Annotated in this window: 16 protein-coding genes; 7 read left to right on the top strand and 9 right to left on the bottom strand. The window is 58.7% G+C overall.

The window, feature by feature from the left end:
* Window positions 1–186 precede the first annotated feature (186 nt).
* A complete protein-coding gene (locus HYPDE_RS11270; RefSeq protein ID WP_015598590.1) occupies window positions 187–1,599 on the top strand; it encodes a TadE/TadG family type IV pilus assembly protein in 1,413 nt (470 codons plus the stop codon).
* An 81-nt stretch (window positions 1,600–1,680) separates the two neighbouring features.
* Here the strand turns inward: HYPDE_RS11270 and HYPDE_RS11265 are convergent, their stop codons facing one another.
* The 5 genes from HYPDE_RS11265 to HYPDE_RS11245 all read right to left on the bottom strand — a co-directional run bounded on the left by HYPDE_RS11265 (window position 1,681) and on the right by HYPDE_RS11245 (window position 5,561).
* Window positions 1,681–1,986: an HPr family phosphocarrier protein gene (locus HYPDE_RS11265; protein ID WP_015598589.1), complete on the bottom strand. Its 306-nt coding sequence runs from the start codon at window positions 1,984–1,986 to the stop codon at window positions 1,681–1,683.
* Between the two features lie 15 nt (window positions 1,987–2,001).
* On the bottom strand, window positions 2,002–2,403 hold the full coding sequence (locus tag HYPDE_RS11260) for a PTS sugar transporter subunit IIA (RefSeq protein ID WP_015598588.1): 402 nt from the start codon (window positions 2,401–2,403) through the stop codon (window positions 2,002–2,004).
* 108 nt (window positions 2,404–2,511) lie between these two features.
* Complete coding sequence (locus HYPDE_RS11255; protein WP_041321180.1) at window positions 2,512–3,000, bottom strand: HPr kinase/phosphorylase; 489 nt, start codon at window positions 2,998–3,000, stop codon at window positions 2,512–2,514.
* Window positions 2,984–4,828 carry a stimulus-sensing domain-containing protein gene (locus tag HYPDE_RS11250; RefSeq protein WP_015598586.1) on the bottom strand — a complete coding sequence of 615 codons (1,845 nt, stop codon included), beginning with the start codon at window positions 4,826–4,828 and terminating at the stop codon, window positions 2,984–2,986. The genes HYPDE_RS11255 and HYPDE_RS11250 overlap by 17 nt, the downstream gene beginning before the upstream one ends.
* 28 nt (window positions 4,829–4,856) lie before the next feature.
* Entirely contained in the window at window positions 4,857–5,561 is a 705-nt protein-coding gene (locus HYPDE_RS11245; RefSeq protein WP_015598585.1) for a response regulator transcription factor, read from the bottom strand.
* Between the two features lie 462 nt (window positions 5,562–6,023).
* Between HYPDE_RS11245 and HYPDE_RS11240 the strand changes: the two genes are divergently transcribed.
* Both HYPDE_RS11240 and HYPDE_RS11235 read left to right on the top strand, forming a co-directional pair.
* Entirely contained in the window at window positions 6,024–7,616 is a 1,593-nt protein-coding gene (locus tag HYPDE_RS11240; RefSeq protein WP_015598584.1) for a phosphoenolpyruvate carboxykinase, read from the top strand.
* A gap of 216 nt (window positions 7,617–7,832) precedes the next feature.
* Window positions 7,833–8,504 carry a dienelactone hydrolase family protein gene (locus HYPDE_RS11235; RefSeq protein ID WP_041320390.1) on the top strand — a complete coding sequence of 224 codons (672 nt, stop codon included), beginning with the start codon at window positions 7,833–7,835 and terminating at the stop codon, window positions 8,502–8,504.
* A 46-nt stretch (window positions 8,505–8,550) separates the two neighbouring features.
* Here the strand turns inward: HYPDE_RS11235 and pyrE are convergent, their stop codons facing one another.
* Window positions 8,551–9,132, bottom strand: a complete 582-nt coding sequence (gene pyrE, locus HYPDE_RS11230) for an orotate phosphoribosyltransferase (RefSeq protein ID WP_015598582.1) — start codon at window positions 9,130–9,132, stop codon at window positions 8,551–8,553.
* Between the two features lie 7 nt (window positions 9,133–9,139).
* Here pyrE and HYPDE_RS11225 point away from each other — a divergent pair, with 7 nt between their 5' ends.
* From HYPDE_RS11225 to HYPDE_RS11210, 4 genes are all read left to right on the top strand, one after another.
* The gene (locus HYPDE_RS11225; protein ID WP_015598581.1) at window positions 9,140–11,014 is read left to right on the top strand and encodes an ArnT family glycosyltransferase; all 1,875 of its coding nucleotides are present in this window, start codon (window positions 9,140–9,142) and stop codon (window positions 11,012–11,014) included.
* A 64-nt stretch (window positions 11,015–11,078) separates the two neighbouring features.
* A complete protein-coding gene (locus HYPDE_RS11220) occupies window positions 11,079–11,843 on the top strand; it encodes a TlpA disulfide reductase family protein (protein ID WP_015598580.1) in 765 nt (254 codons plus the stop codon).
* A 122-nt stretch (window positions 11,844–11,965) separates the two neighbouring features.
* A complete protein-coding gene (locus HYPDE_RS11215) occupies window positions 11,966–12,919 on the top strand; it encodes an HAD family hydrolase (RefSeq protein WP_015598579.1) in 954 nt (317 codons plus the stop codon).
* Window positions 12,912–13,535 carry a hypothetical protein gene (locus HYPDE_RS11210; protein WP_015598578.1) on the top strand — a complete coding sequence of 208 codons (624 nt, stop codon included), beginning with the start codon at window positions 12,912–12,914 and terminating at the stop codon, window positions 13,533–13,535. The genes HYPDE_RS11215 and HYPDE_RS11210 overlap by 8 nt, the downstream gene beginning before the upstream one ends.
* A gap of 34 nt (window positions 13,536–13,569) precedes the next feature.
* Here HYPDE_RS11210 and HYPDE_RS19705 read toward each other — a convergent pair whose 3' ends face one another.
* The 3 genes from HYPDE_RS19705 to HYPDE_RS11195 all read right to left on the bottom strand — a co-directional run bounded on the left by HYPDE_RS19705 (window position 13,570) and on the right by HYPDE_RS11195 (window position 15,068).
* On the bottom strand, window positions 13,570–13,698 hold the full coding sequence (locus tag HYPDE_RS19705) for a hypothetical protein (protein WP_015598577.1): 129 nt from the start codon (window positions 13,696–13,698) through the stop codon (window positions 13,570–13,572).
* 109 nt (window positions 13,699–13,807) lie between these two features.
* Entirely contained in the window at window positions 13,808–14,572 is a 765-nt protein-coding gene (locus HYPDE_RS11205) for an intradiol ring-cleavage dioxygenase (protein ID WP_015598576.1), read from the bottom strand.
* 181 nt (window positions 14,573–14,753) lie between these two features.
* A complete protein-coding gene (locus HYPDE_RS11195) occupies window positions 14,754–15,068 on the bottom strand; it encodes a hypothetical protein (protein WP_041321176.1) in 315 nt (104 codons plus the stop codon).
* Window positions 15,069–15,139 lie beyond the last annotated feature (71 nt).

Genomic DNA, 15,139 nt, shown 5'->3' with positions numbered 1-15,139 from the left:
AATTTCGAAGTTATGTAAATATTAATAGTATATTCTACATTAATTCACAAAATTATATTTGAAATAAATTGTATTTATTGCAGAGATATCGTGTTAAGCTCACTATAATGGTGTATTTTCGAATTAATTCGTCTTAAATAACTTCGTCATTAGCCTCCGCGAAAGTAAAACGCTCTGGAGGCGGCGATGGAAATCGGTGGTGGGTCGCGGTGGCCGGCACGAAAGCCGCGTGCCGCTATTCTTGTATTTAAGGCCGCGGCCGCTCGCGCCGTTCAGAGATTCGCCGGCGATGCGCGCGGCGACGTCGCAATTCTCTTCGGGTTGATGGCTCTCGTCCTGTTCGCGATGATCGGTCTCGCGGTCGATTACGGGCGCTTCGTCAACGCGCGCAGCCAGACCATCGCAGCGACCGACGCGGCCGTCCTCGCCGGTGCGCGCGCTTTGCAGACGAATGGCGGCAATCAGGATGCAGCCCTCAAGGTCGCGCAAGCCTATTATGCGCAAGCGACGAAAAATCGTCTCTCACTGACGAACGACACCATCAACTTTGCGATCTCGGACAATGCCACCGCGATGGTGACGACCGGCAACGCGACGATCACGACGCCGTTTATGGGGCTTGCAGGCACGAGTTCGTTGCCGATCTTGCGCAAGGATGGGTCTGACTATTCGAAGGCTGTTCTTGCTGTCGGTGGGAATGCCGAACTCAATCTCGAAATCAGCATGATGCTCGATATTACTGGCTCGATGAGCGGCCAGAAGCTCACCGACATGAAGTCCGCGGCCAGCGACCTGATCAACATTGTCGTCTGGGCGGATCAGAGCAAATACACGTCCAAAGTTGCAATCGTCCCATTTGCTTACGACGTCCGCCTTCCAGCCGCTGCCTTCGTCAAAGCTACCGGCAACAGTGACACGTCAGACCCGTGCGTAGTGGAGCGCACCGGATCAGAGAAATACACCGATGCTGCCCCGAGCTCTGGGCAATACGTCATGGTGCACAATAAGGCTACGACCAGCAGGAAAAACCGCAGAACCACCACGACCTACAGCCCGACGTGCAATCTCGATTCATCTGCAGAGGCGCTTCCGCTGACCAGCGTGAAGCAGACTCTGCTCGACAAGATCTCCGGGTTGAGCGCTACGGGTAGCACGGCGGGCCATATAGGGACGGCTTGGGCTTGGTACATGCTCTCACCGAACTGGGCGTCCCTTTGGTCTTCATCGAGTAAGCCAGCGGAGTATGGTACAGACAATTTGAGGAAGATCGCGGTCTTGATGACCGACGGCGAGTATAACACGCAATATACGACCAACGGCGTTTCGGACGGTTCGAATTCACTGACGTATTGTCCAAATGCGGCTAATGGTGTTTGCGCGAGCGCGCAGGCCGTTTCTCAGTGCGATGGCATGAAAGCCAAAGGTATCGAAATTTATACGGTCGGCTTTCAACTCGGCGACAGCCAGCTTGCAATCAACACTCTTTCATCGTGTGCGACGGACGCTGCACACTTCTACAACTCGACCACGGGTGACGCTTTGAAAGCCGCGTTCCGTGATATCGCACTGAAGATCTCGACGCTTTATCTGTCACAGTAATACCGAGCCGTACGAGGCAAAAAACAAAAAGGGACGCCGATGTGCGTCCCTTTTTGTTTCGGTGCCGGCTTTCGCTGGTCCTTACGCGTCTCCGACACATTCCTCGTCGAAACCGGCTTCGACGAGGCGCACCAGCGCCTGAAGCGCTTCCGGACCTTGAGGGCCGATCGCAACGATATGCAGTTCTGAGCCGGGACTGGCGGCCAGCATCATCAGACCCATGATCGAGGTTCCGCCGACCGATTGACCGTGATGCGTCACCGTTACCGTGGCGTCGTACCGCTCCGCACATTTGACGAACTTCGCCGACGCGCGTGCGTGCAATCCCTTGACATTGCGTATGGTGACGACGGCTTCGGGTCTCAGGCTGTTGGAGAGTTCAGGCATCTTTTTCTCGCGCCGTCAGCCGCCGGAGAGCTCTTGGCTCGCGACTTTGATGTATTTCTTGCCTGCGTCTCGCGCCATGATCACAGCCTCGGGCAACGGTACTTCGCCGCGAACGCTGGCCAGCTTGACCAGGATCGGAAGACTGATGCCGGCGATGACCTCAGCCTTCGTTTCATCCATCACCGAGATGGCGAGATTGGAGGGCGTGCCGCCGAACATGTCCGTTAGAATGATGACGCCATCGCCCTCGTCAACATGGCGCACGGCATTTAGAATATCGACGCGGCGCGCTTCCATATCGTCGTCGGGGCCGATCGCGATCGTCTCAAGTGCCGGTTGAGCGCCGACAACATGCTCCAGCGCGTTGCGGAATTCCTGGGCAAGGCCGCCATGCGTGACGATGACAAGTCCGATCATGAGCGCCGGCCGTTAAAATTCTCATTCAGCGACAGCTCGACATGCTTCGCCATATGGCGCGGAAAGTGGCAAGTGTTCGCTGGCTGCGCAAGAGATTTCTAGGAGGAGTTAGTCCTTACCTTCGATACGTGGCAGGCTCACCATGTCAAGTGCCGCGAATATTTTCAGTGGCGCCGAGTTCTCAAAAGGCAAAAGTCGGATCAGGGGAATTTCGACTCCGGATATTACAATCATCGGCCAAGGGTCCGGATATCGTTCGACGGGGCTTTCGCGCGCGAGATCCGCAACCAGCGCGATTTCCGCCTCATCCTCGACGGCAACCTCAAGGATGCCGACGCCGCGGACTTCGATCTTGCCGCGTAATGTCGCGGGAGCCGACGCGATGAGGCGGTGCAAGGTTCGCGAGCGATCGTTCCTCAAGATGACTTGATCATCGGCGACGAGCTTTACTGTATCGCGCAGAAGTGTTGAGGGACCGAATGCCAGACATCTTAGCGCAAGGTCAGATTTTCCCGCTCCGGAAGGGCCGCGGATCAGCACGCCACGGCCACCGACCGCAATAGCCGTCGCGTGAATGCGATCAGCTTCGCCTGGCAAGCCCGTCTCCAATGTTGACGATCAGTGGGAGGCGCACGGTGAAACGTGCGCCGTTCATTGGCGGCGAGCCGTTTTGCGATCGGTTCTCAGCGAATATTTCGCCATGATGGCTAACCACGATCTCGCGCGAGATTGAAAGTCCCAACCCCGAATTCTTTCCGCGCTTGGCATCCGTCTGCGGGCGGTCGCTATAGAATCGGTCGAAGATCTGGCCGAGCTTGTCGGGCGGTATTCCGGGCCCCTCGTCCTCGACAGTGATCTCGATCTTGGTTGCGTTGGGCTTCGCGCGGATGGTCACTTTGCCGCCTTCCGGTGAAAACGACAGCGCGTTGTCGATCAGGTTCGTGAAGACTTGCCCAAGCCGCCCATCGTTGCCGCGCACTTTGTATGATGACGAAGGTGCCGGATCGATAATCAAGTCGATCTTCCGAGTGTCGTCGGCGAGCATGTCCGTGAAGAGGCCATTGACGTTCTCGAGTACACCGCGCACATCGACCGTTTCCATATGCTGGCGCGCCAATTCCGCGTCGAGCCTTGATGTGCTGGAAATGTCATTGATTAGTCGGTTCAAGCGTTTGAGCTCGCTTTGAATCTCTTGGACGAGTTCCGTTCGATCGGAGTCGGATTTGGCGTAGGCGAGGGCCTCGGCGGTCGATCGCGCCGCGGCCAGAGGATTTTTCAGTTCATGCGCCACGTCGGCCGCAAATCTTTCGCTCCCCTCGATTCGCCGGTAGAGCGCGTTGGTCATCGCGACGAACGCGCGGCTCGTCTGACCGACTTCATCGCGGCGTTCCGTCAGATCCGGCAGTTCCTGACGCGCAGAGATATTCTGCGTCACGTCGTAGGCGGCTTCCGAGAGTCGCCGCATCGGCACCGCGACCGTTCTTTCGAGCACCAATGAACTGCCAATGGCAACGAGCAGTGCCATGGCCGCAATCTGAAGGATCAGCCAGCGTTCGTCCCATAGCACGTCATCGATGTCGCCGGGTTTTGTCGAAACGAGGAGTACGCCGAGGATCTTATTGCCGCGTTTGATGGGTTCGGCCATCGACACGATCTGCTGGCCACGCTTGTTGAGCAAAAGGATCGGCGTTTCGATGCCGCGTTGCGCGGCGTTCTTTACCTCGGGATAGAGGAAGCCGTTTGCTGTGCCAAGCTCGCGATAGACTTTCAGTTCTTTGTTGATCACCCAGTAGTTCAGACGTGTCCAAAAGTTCCTAAGTCGAGGAGTTTGGCTGTTATCCGCACCGGCATTGGATTTTGGATCGTCGGAAAACAAGGTTTCGCTGTTGAGGATCAGCGTTCCTTTGGTCGAATAGATGCGTGCCTTCAGGCTTGCAGGCCCGACGAGTTTTCTCAATACGACGGCGGCCTGGTGCGGATCGATCGGCAATTCGAAGGCGGCAAAAGCGTCGTCGCGTTGTGCCCACGTCGTCGTCTTTTCGGGCAGCCGGTTAGGATCGAAGATCGCCCGCTCGTTGACGGCACGATAGGCAATCGCCTCGGACGTGATGCGCGACACCGTCTTGACGACGTCGACCTTGGCATCCAGCAGCCAGCCGTGATGCAGGCTGAGGTAGAGCATCGCAAACAGGAGGCCCGCGAGGCCGAGCAGGTTGGCGAGCAGAATGCGTCGCCTCAAGTTCTTCCCGATGGACCGTGCGATCCAGCCGCGCGAGATCAGCCTGCCCGCACCGATCAGCGCCGCCATCAGAAGTCGACGTGCGTCGAAGCGTGGTCCGGCTTCGACTGCGGACGGCTGCGGTGTGTTCGCGGTTGCGCCGGGTAGCGCTGCGCTAACGGCTATGTCGTTGCTGTCGAGCGCCATCCAATCCCCATTGACGGCGGCGTGCCCACTATTCTTTGAAACGGTAGCCGACGCCGTAGAGCGTCTCTATCACATCGAAATCGTCATCGACCTGCTTGAATTTCTTGCGCAGGCGCTTGATGTGGCTGTCGATCGTGCGGTCGTCGACATAGACCTGATCGTCGTAAGCGGCGTCCATCAGTGCGTCGCGTGTCTTCACCACGCCCGGCCGTGTCGCGAGCGCCTGCAGAATGAGGAATTCCGTAACCGTCAGCGTGACGGGCTTGCTGTCCCAATGACAGGTGTGGCGTTCCGGATCGAGCTTGAGCTTGCCGCGCTCGAGGACTCGCTTGGCTTCATCCTCGACCGTTGTTCCGTCCTTCGGCGAAACGCGGCGCAGAACCGCTTTCACGCGCTCGACGATCAGGCGCTGGGAGAAAGGTTTTGCGATGTAATCGTCGGCACCCATCTTGAGCCCGAAGAGCTCGTCGATCTCCTCGTCCTTGGAAGTGAGAAAGATCACCGGCATTGCCGATTGCTGTCGGACCCGGCGCAACAGTTCCATCCCGTCCATGCGCGGCATCTTGATGTCGAAGATGCCGAGATCAGCGGGCTCTTCTGTCAGGGCCTCGAGCGCCGATACGCCGTCACCGTAGGTGCGGACCTTATAGCCTTCCGCTTCCAGGGCCATTCTTAGTGACGTCAGAATGTTCCGCTCGTCGTCGACGAGTGCGATGGTGCTCTTTTCCTTCATATTTTCCTCTCAAGCCCCGAGGTGCGGAGGGCCCTCGCCCCGCGCTGCATCTGGCGCTTATGGCGGCATGGTGGACCAATTGTGGCGCTACGTCCAATGGACGCCGGAGGCTGAATGCCACCTGAATATGCGACCTAAGTCGCAACTGCAAGCAACGCCGAAGAAATTCTTGCGCAAAATTTTGCCGTGGTCACCTGATTACTTGATTCCTCGCGGCTGTTGCTCGACATGCAATCTTCGAATATTTTTAGCGGTAACATAGTGTTACGAATTCTATCGTGCGGCAGAACGGCTAGGACCATCGCACAGCTTGAGCTTACCGTCTTCGTTTTTTAAGCAGCTGATCCGCCTTAAAGGGCCTGCAGTATGCGCATCATTGATGCGGTTTGAGACTGCGTAATTGCGAAATTTACATCCGACCGGCAGATCGCCGCGCTCGGATCGGCAGGGGTACACTCCGTAATGACCATCCAATTGTTTCCGATCGCGCCAAGTCAAAAGATACGTCGCAATATGCGCGAGGCCGAGCTGATCGAAGCCGTCATCCGACGGGACGAGGGGTGTCTCGCAGCAAGCGGTGCCGTCGTCGTCGAAACGGGACAGCACACCGGACGCTCCGCCGAAGACAAGTACATCGTCCGCGATTGCGAAACGGACCAGGCAATCTGGTGGGACAACGCCAAGGCAATGTCGGAGGAGGCGTTCGAACGGCTGCTTGCGGATTTCATAGCGTTTGCGCACCATAAGGAGATTTTCGTCGAGGATCTCTTTGCAGGAGCGGATTCGGATCATCGCCTCAACACACGCATCGTAACGGAATATGCTTGGCACGCGCTCTTTATCAGGCATCTGCTCCGCCGCCCGGAATCGTCGGAGCTCGATAGCTTCGTTCCCGAATTCACTGTCGTCGTTCTGCCGAGTTTCCGTGCTGCGCCGCTCTATCACGGCACGCGGACCGAAACGGTCATCGCGTGCAATTTCTCCAGGCGCATCGTTCTGATCGGGGGTACGAGTTACGCGGGCGAGATCAAGAAAAGCGTATTCTCATTCCTGAATTACCTCTTGCCGGCGAAAGGCGTGATGCCGATGCACTGCTCGGCGAACGTCGGCAAGGATGGCAATTCGGCGGTTTTCTTCGGCCTTTCCGGAACCGGAAAGACAACGCTTTCGGCCGACCCGAGACGGGAGCTGCTGGGAGACGACGAGCATGGCTGGTCGGATAAGGGCATCTTCAATTTCGAGGGCGGATGCTACGCAAAAACGATCCACCTGTCTAAAACAGCCGAGCCCGAGATCTGGCAGGCATCGAACCGTTTCGCGACCGTGCTTGAAAACGTCGTCATCGATCCGGTGACACGGGTTCCCGATTTCGATGACAACCGGCTCGCTGAAAACGCGCGCTCGGCTTATCCGCTTGATGCCATTACCAACGCCAGCCCGACCGGTACCGCAGGCCATCCGAAGAATATCGTGATGCTGACGGCCGATGCTTTCGGCGTACTGCCGCCCATCGCGAAGCTGACGCCGAGTCAGGCGATGTATCATTTTCTCTCGGGCTTTACGGCGAAGGTCGCGGGGACCGAGAAGGGCATGGGCAACGAGCCGACGCCGACCTTCTCGACGTGCTTCGGCGCACCGTTCATGCCGCGCCATCCGAGCGTTTACGGCAACCTGCTGCGTCAGTTGATTGCCGATCACAATGTCGATTGCTGGCTCGTCAATACCGGATGGACCGGCGGCAAGTACGGCGAGGGAACGCGCATGCCGATCAAGGTCACGCGCGGGCTCCTCGATGCGGCGCTTTCCGGCGCGCTCAAGGAGCAGGCGATGCGCGTTGATCCGGTCTTCGGCTTCGAAGTGCCGCTGGCGCCTGCGGGGATCGATTCCAAAGTCATGACGCCGCGCGAAACCTGGGCTAATCCGAAAGCCTACGATGAGGCAGCGGCCAAGCTCGCGGCAATGTTCCACGAGAACTTCGCGAAGTTCGCCCGCCACGTTGACGCCGACGTTGTCAGTGCGGGGCCGTCAGTCGGCAGGCCGGTGGCTGCGGAATGAGCCCATATCCACTCCATGGCCGGGCTTGATCCGGCCATCCAGGGCAAAGCCCGCATTTATCGAACGAGTTGCTCTGGATGGCCGCCTCGGAGGGCGGCCATGACGTGAATGCGGGTAGCTTGACTGGAAAAACCTTCGGCTCGCAAAGCGTTGATCATCGGCGTTGTGGCGCATACACATGCCGCGGGATGACGCAGCAGAACGGAGACAGAGGCAATGGGTACTCGAATTTCATTCATGCGCCCTGACGGCAAGACTGGCGAGGGCTATCTCGCGAAGTCGGCCGAGGCCAACGCGCCGGGTGTCGTCGTCATTCAGGAATGGTGGGGACTGCAGGACCAGATCAAGGGCATCTGCGACCGCTTTGCGCTGGCTGGCTATGATGCCTTAGCCCCGGATCTTTATGCCGGTGCGGTGATACCCTATCACGATACCGAGGCTGCGGGTCGTGAGATGAATTCGCTGAATTTTCTTGAAGCGACCGATCAACTCGTACGGGGCGCCGCGCAATATCTCTTGGTTTCGAGCCCCAAGGTTGCCGTTTGCGGCTTCTGCATGGGCGGCGCGGTTGCCGTGCTCGGGGCCGTGCGAGTGCCGGAATTTTCTGCCGCCATCGCTTTCTATGGTTTGCCGCCAGAGACTGTTGTCAAACCGGCCGACGTCAGGGTCCCGGTGCAGGCGCATTTCGCGAACGAGGACGATTTCGTCACGCCCGAAAAGGCTAACGAATTCGAGAAGGGCATGAAGGCCGCAGGCAAGACATTTGAGGCGTATCGCTACGATGCAAGTCACGCCTTCATGAACGAGCAACGCTCCGTGCACGATCGCAAGTCCGCCGAGCTTGCGTGGGGCCGCGTGCGCGACTTCCTGACGAAGCACATGGGGTGAAGCCGCTTCATTGCAGCATTCAGCAGAAGCGGTCGTGACTACGTGACTATTTGCTGCGGAAGTCTTCGAGCGTCAGGAGTGGCGTGAACGCGAAGCCGGCGTCGGAGAAAATCTGCATCGCGCCGTCGAGCCGGTCGACGATGGTGATGACGCGAACGACCGTCGCGCCTTCCGCTTTCAACGCTTCAGCAGCTTTAAGCGCCGAGCCGCCGGTTGTCGTCACGTCTTCGACGATGATGACTTTCCTGCCTGCCATACGTTCGGTTTTGGCAAGGCCCTCGACGAGCGCGCGCGTGCCGTGTTCCTTCGCCTGCTTCCTGACGAAGAATGCGGGCAGCTTGCGTCCGCGCGTGTAGGCAATTGCCGCGACGCTCGACGCAATCGGCACGGCGCCCATTTCGAGCCCACCGATCAGGTCGGCGTCGACGCCTTCGATCTCATCGAGGATAAGGGATGCAATGAGATAAGCCCCCTCGCTGTCGAGCATCGTCGGCTTCATGTTGAAGTAGAACGGCGAGGTCTTGCCGGAGGCGAGCTTGAACGCCGGTCCTTCCTGGAACGACCGCACTTTGATGAGTTCGATCAGGCGCGCGCGTTTGCCGGCGCGGTCGGACGGTTTTTCTGCCATGCGATAGATGCGCCTCTTGCGTTTTTCGGTTCAGGATGCGCAAACACCCCGGATCGAAAAGCCTGTCAAGATTTGGGAGAAGATTGTGGTGGAGCGTCGCCGCTCGTTAACGGAGGGATGGGCCGCGCTCGCGTCGCGGCCGCAAGCAGCATCGATGGCGCTCCTACTGTTGTGTCTCGCCGTTTACTTGCCGGGTTTTGTTCGCCTTCCGGCCGTCGATCGTACCGAAGCCATCTATGCCGAGACGACGCGCAATATGGTTGCGCAGGGTGACTGGACCGATCCGCGCTTCGGCACAGTCGTGCATCAATATCGTCCGATCGGCACGTTCTGGGCACAAGGACTGAGCCGGTCGCTTGCGGGAGAAGCGCATGCCCGCGACATCCGAGTCTATCGCGTACCCTCCCTGATTTTTGTGACGTTGGCGGTGTTGGCGCTGTTCTGGCTCGGAAGTGCCATCGTCGGTGCGGAGGCGGCGTTGATCGCTGCTGCATTGTTTGCGGTGGCGCCTCTGACAGTGCTCGTATCGCAACTTGCAATCGCGGAGGGATTGTCCCTATTTCCCGCCACGGTCGCGATGCTGACGCTGGCCTGGTTCTATACGACGGCCGGGCCCCTGACACCCTCGGACGCGCTTGTCCGACATCCGCGGCGATTCTCGAAACGTGGCGAGACGGTGTTGGCGCTGCTTTTCTGGGCGGCCGTCGGCTCCGGGATGCTCATCAATGCGCTGCTTGTGCCCATTCTCGTTTTCGCGACGCTGATCGCGCTTTATGCGTTCGATCGTGATTTTTCATGGCTGAAACGTCTGCGGCCGCTTGTCGGGATTCCGGTAGCGCTCGCGATCGCCGCTCCGTGGCTGCTCGTGCGCGCGCATCAGGATGGCACGCCGTTCGCGGGAATGAATTGGCGCGAATTCCTGGCGGCGCTCGGTGGCGCGCAGGACATGAAGCTGCGCGCGTTTCCGGGAACGTTTGTTCTGGCGCTGCTGCTCGGATTTCTTCCGGGCATAGCGCTGCTCGGCACGGCATTCAAACGCTTTTGGGCCACACGCGACCAGAGATTGCCACGCTTTCTGCTCGCTTGGGTGATTGGATATCTCGTCTATCTCGAAGCCTTGTCGTCGAAGCCTGGCACCTACATGGTGCAGACGATGTTTCCGGCATTGGCGCTTGCGGTTGCGTCGGTCGTTGTCAGTGAGACGGGCGGCGGTAAGCGGCCGGAAGGGGGCATATTCGTATGGCCCACAGCGCTCGCGGCGATACCTCTCGCGGTATTCGCGGCGGTCTACGGTTTTGCGCACGAGCTTCCGGGTGTCGTGCCCGCCGTCCTGATCGCGATCATCGCGTCACTGTTCGTCTGGAGCGGGCGTCTCGTGCACGAAGGGTTGCTACGCGGCTGGGCCACGATCGGAGTCGCGGCGTTGGCTCTGTTCGCGATGACGCTGCTCGGCTTAGTGCTGCCGTCGATCGACAAGATTTGGCCATCGACTGAGATCAAGCGCGCCATTGCGGGCTGCCCGGCAAACACGGTCGATCTTGTCGGCTTTCGCGAGCCGTCGAGCCGTTTCCTCCTTGGGGTCTCGCCGGACCGGCAGGTTCCGGAAACCATCGCAAACGAGGTCGGGGCCAATGGTGCGAATCTGCTGATCGTCGAAGACCGCTGGATCAATCGGATGAACATGGCGCTGACGGCCAGTTCGCGGCCCTCGTTACCGACGCCGAGCGGCTGCGTTTCAGCCTACAACGTCATGCGCGGATGCCCGGTGCATTTCCGCATCTACGATATGGATGTCGGTCAGCCTTGCAAAATCCCGGCGAAGTTTGCGTGCCGGGCCAACGCGGAGCCTGCAGGTCCTCAAAAATCCGGAAACTGTGACTGAAGGCATGGCTGAAGGGTGACCTTCGGGATGCTATGTATCGTCAAAGCCATTCAAGGATCATTCGATGTTCAATCCCGAACACCCGCCTGAGATCATCGCGCAGCGCTGGCTCAATTCCGACAAGAAGCGCACTCTGAAAGCCGAGAAGGGCAAGGTCGTGGTAATCGCGATCTGGCAACTTCAATGCCCGGGCTCACAAACGTTCGGATTGCCGCAGGCGATGCGGTTGCGCCGTGCGTTCGAGGAGGACGAGGTCGCCGTCTTCGCCCTGCACATGCCGTTCGAGAAATTCGCTGAGCAGACGCCGGAGAAAGTTGAGGCCTATCTCAAGGAAAACGGGATCACGATTCCTGTGGCGCTCGACAAACCGAATGGCGAGGAGCTGCCCGAAACGATGACGGCCTACGAGCTGCAGGGTACGCCCGCGCTGCTGATCTTCGACCGCCAGGGTCGTCTCAGGCGGCACTATCTTGGCGCGGTCGGCGACATGCGCCTTGGTGCGGAAGTGATGGGTCTGCTGATCGAGGATAAGGACAGTCCGCGCGAAATGGCGATTGCAATCGAGCGTAAACTTGGCGCAGCGCTCGTCGATCCCGAAGCGCACCACCACCACGAACATGGCGACTCATGCGGCTGCGGCCATGATCACAGCCACCACCATCACCACCACGAACATGGCGACTCATGCGGCTGCGGCCATGATCACAGCCACCACCATCACCACCACGAACACGGAGACTCGTGCGGCTGCGGGCATGACCATGACCACGATCATGGCGCCGCGCATGGTGAGCCGGGCCATGTCCATGGACCGGGGTGCAAGCACTGACGCTTCCGGCGTACGGGAAAATCTGCGCCGGTCGGTCGGAAAGCTGAGCCGCGCGGCTTACTAACGCCACCCGAATCACGCTTCTTTCCCCTCTACAAGTCGTAGGCGGAGAGAGGCGGCCGATGGTCGAGCAAGAAAGCCGTTTTAAATCGCGAGGCGTTCGCAACAAGTCCGGCGCTGGCGGCCGGCTCGCGGAACGCGAGTCGCCAGCGCCAAAGAAAGACCCTTCGCCCGACAAAAAAATCATAGCCCTCGTTTATGACTTCGACGGCACGCTGTCGCCGAAGCCGATGCAGGAATATGCGTTCCTGCCGAAGCTCGGCATCGATCCGAAAGCGTTCTGGGACGAGTGCTCGCGCGTCTCGAAGGCCGAGCGTGCCGATGCGCTGATCACCTACATGCACCTGCTCTACAAGAAGGCGAAGGAGAAGGGCGTTCGCATCGACCGCGCCGATCTCGTCGCGCAAGGCAAGCAGGTGGATCTTTATCCGGGCGTGACGGCTTGGTTCGATGCGATGCATGCCTACGTGAAGAAACGCGCGGGCGACAGCGGCATTACGGTCAAGCATTACCTGATCTCGTCGGGGCTGACCGAGATCATCGAGGGTACGAAGATCTATCCGCACTTCGCCAACGTGTTCGCAAGCGAATACTGGTTCGACGCCTACGACCTGCCGTTTCCGAAGCGCGTCATCTCCGACACCGGCAAGACGCAGTTCCTGTTCCGCATCAACAAGGGGCTCGAGGATCTGAGCCAGAGCATCAACGCGCACATGTCCGAGGCGCTCAGGCCGATCCCGTTTTCGAATTTCATCTATTTCGGCGACGGCGACACGGACGTGCCGTCAATGGCGCTTCTGAAAAAGAACGGCGGGCAGGCGATTGCCGTGCACGGGCCGGACGAGAGCGACGCGAAATGCGTCGAGCTTTTCAAGGCGGGCCGCTGTGATTTCTACGCTGCCGCGGATTATCGCAAGGGTTCCGATTTATGGAAGCGGACGTGCCTGCTGCTGGATCGGATTATTGCGGATGTGATGGTGAGGGAGGAAGTGCGGGGGCTGAGAGGAAATGCATAGATCATTATTTTTTTGTCTCATTCTGGTTGGTCTTTTTATTGAGGAACCCTCCTTGGGGATTGGTGCTGCTCAACCAATAGCGAATTCGTCCGCCAATAGCGTTACGCTATTTCAGACAGTAAGTCCGTTTCTAGTCGGCGCTTTGGGGGCATTCTTGACGTATTTTTTCACCGCTCGGCATGAAAGAATTAAGGCTGCCGAGGAGCAAAAGAAGCGCAGGAGTCAGCTTGCGATTGCATTGTCTACAGAACTTGAAGGTGTGGCAAATGTGATCGGAAATCGGCTAGAGGTTCTCAGAAACTTAAGTCGCTCAAATCGCAACGGCGGCCATTCGATCGAAAAGGCAGAAACTTCAAAACTGTTTAACGCAAACCTTGACACTCTAGGATTGTTGGGTGCGAGCGCGTTGAAGCCAACGATAGAAGCGTACAAATATATCGCGGTTATGCCCAAGACAGTGCGCGTTCGAGCAGGACTTCAAGGTATTGGCGCTGAGACATTTGATGAAATCTCAGTCGCACCCAACAGCGAGGGGTTGCGAGATATTCTGGGAAATCATGACAACGTCTGTCGATCAATTGCGGAGGCAGTTCGAAGTCTACAAGCGCTAATCTAGGGATAGATAATTTGGGCCGATTTAGCTTGCGGCTTCACCGCCCCTCGATCTTAATCCCGGGCAGGTCGACTTTTACTTTGGTTTGGTTGGCGTCGTAGAGGAGGTAGCTCAGCACGCCGACGGTGACCAAGAGCACGCCGATGATGAGTGATTTCGTATCCATCGCCTTATGTCTCCGAGCCGCGATCCGAATCTAATTCCCCCAATCAATCGCCATGCGGACAATCGCGAGTCAAGCGTGGTTAGCCGTGCTGCCTCTCGCGGGGCGTCGTTCAAAGACCGAGCATGCGCCGGAGAAATCCGCGTTCGGCGTAGTTCGCGGCCTCGCCGGTCTGGTCGACGCCGATGAGCAGCCCCGCGGAAACCGTGTCGCCGTCCTGGTTCACCGCGAGAACGGTGCCGCCCCCATCGCGCTCGCCATCGCGGAAAATGCTGTCCTCGTCGTTGGTCGTGTCGGAGATGGACCGCAGATTGTAAGGCTCGTACGTCGTGTAGATGCGGGCGCTGAATTCATCCGGAAAATAGACCTGGGCCGTCGCGACCCGTGTTTCGCCGATGAAGACTTTGACGTGAATATGCGGCGTGCGCCCCGGATACCATCCCGGATAGATCGACTTGAATTTGACGCGGCCATCTTCGTCGGTCATCTGCGTACCGCGCAGGAAGCTCTCGCCTTTCGTGGATGTGTCATAGTTGGGGCCTTGGCCGGAGTAACCGGAATAGATGCCTTGCGCGTCGGCGTGCCAAACGTCGACACGCGCGTTAGGGATCGGCGCGCACGTGCCACTTTCGATGATACGCAGTTCGAGCCGCAATCGAATTCCGGGCCGGCCTTCCGCGATATCGGAACGGACGAGCTTCGGGTCAAAGTAGTACGGACCTTCCACGGCCTGGGGCAGCAGGCGGCACTGGCCGGGCGGTTGATCGGCGGCGGCCGGCGTCACCTCAGCGGCGTGCGCCCTCTCCGCCAGAATGGCCGAGGCAGGCGCGGCGAGGATGCTTCTCAGTGCCTGACGCCGCGATAGGAACCTGGTCATCTGGCTTCATTTCTCCAAATGGGCCATTCAGTCGGTGTCCTTACGCCGTATCTGATTGAAGTCGTTCGTTCTGTCGGATTTTTGTCGGACGTCGCGTATCGCGGGCGGTCAGAATCGCAACGAGCCGATTGCATCGTTTTGATAGGGTATGACGTCCGGCTCGGCCCGCAGGCCGGCCGTTTCATCTTCTCCATTTCGCAATGAGAAGCGGAACTGCACCGATCGCGACGAGGGCAGCGCCGCCGCCACCCACCGCCGCCGTAAGCTGCCCGTCGCCCAGAGCCGAGACGATTGCCGAAAACACCAGACCGAAAATAGCCGCATCGGCCATTGCGTAGGCGAGCGGCCAAGTGCGCATGTCGGCTGCATCGAACGGCTCGTCGAGCCGCATCATTTGTAGTTTACGCAGGGCGGACCAGGCGCCGATGCTGACGATCATCAGCGCGGGCACCATCACGGCGCTGCGCATCAGAAATCCGTGGGCGAAGTCGAGCATGGTCGGGTCCTCGGCGTGCACGTATCGGAGCCCGTGCAAGCGGTAAAATTGGCAGTGTTGAGGACTAGGGG

This window comes from Hyphomicrobium denitrificans 1NES1 (assembly GCF_000230975.2).
GTDB lineage: Bacteria > Pseudomonadota > Alphaproteobacteria > Rhizobiales > Hyphomicrobiaceae > Hyphomicrobium_B > Hyphomicrobium_B denitrificans_A.
The sequence above is the reverse complement of the archived record's forward strand: the minus strand, read 5'-3'. Positions and strand labels throughout refer to the sequence as shown.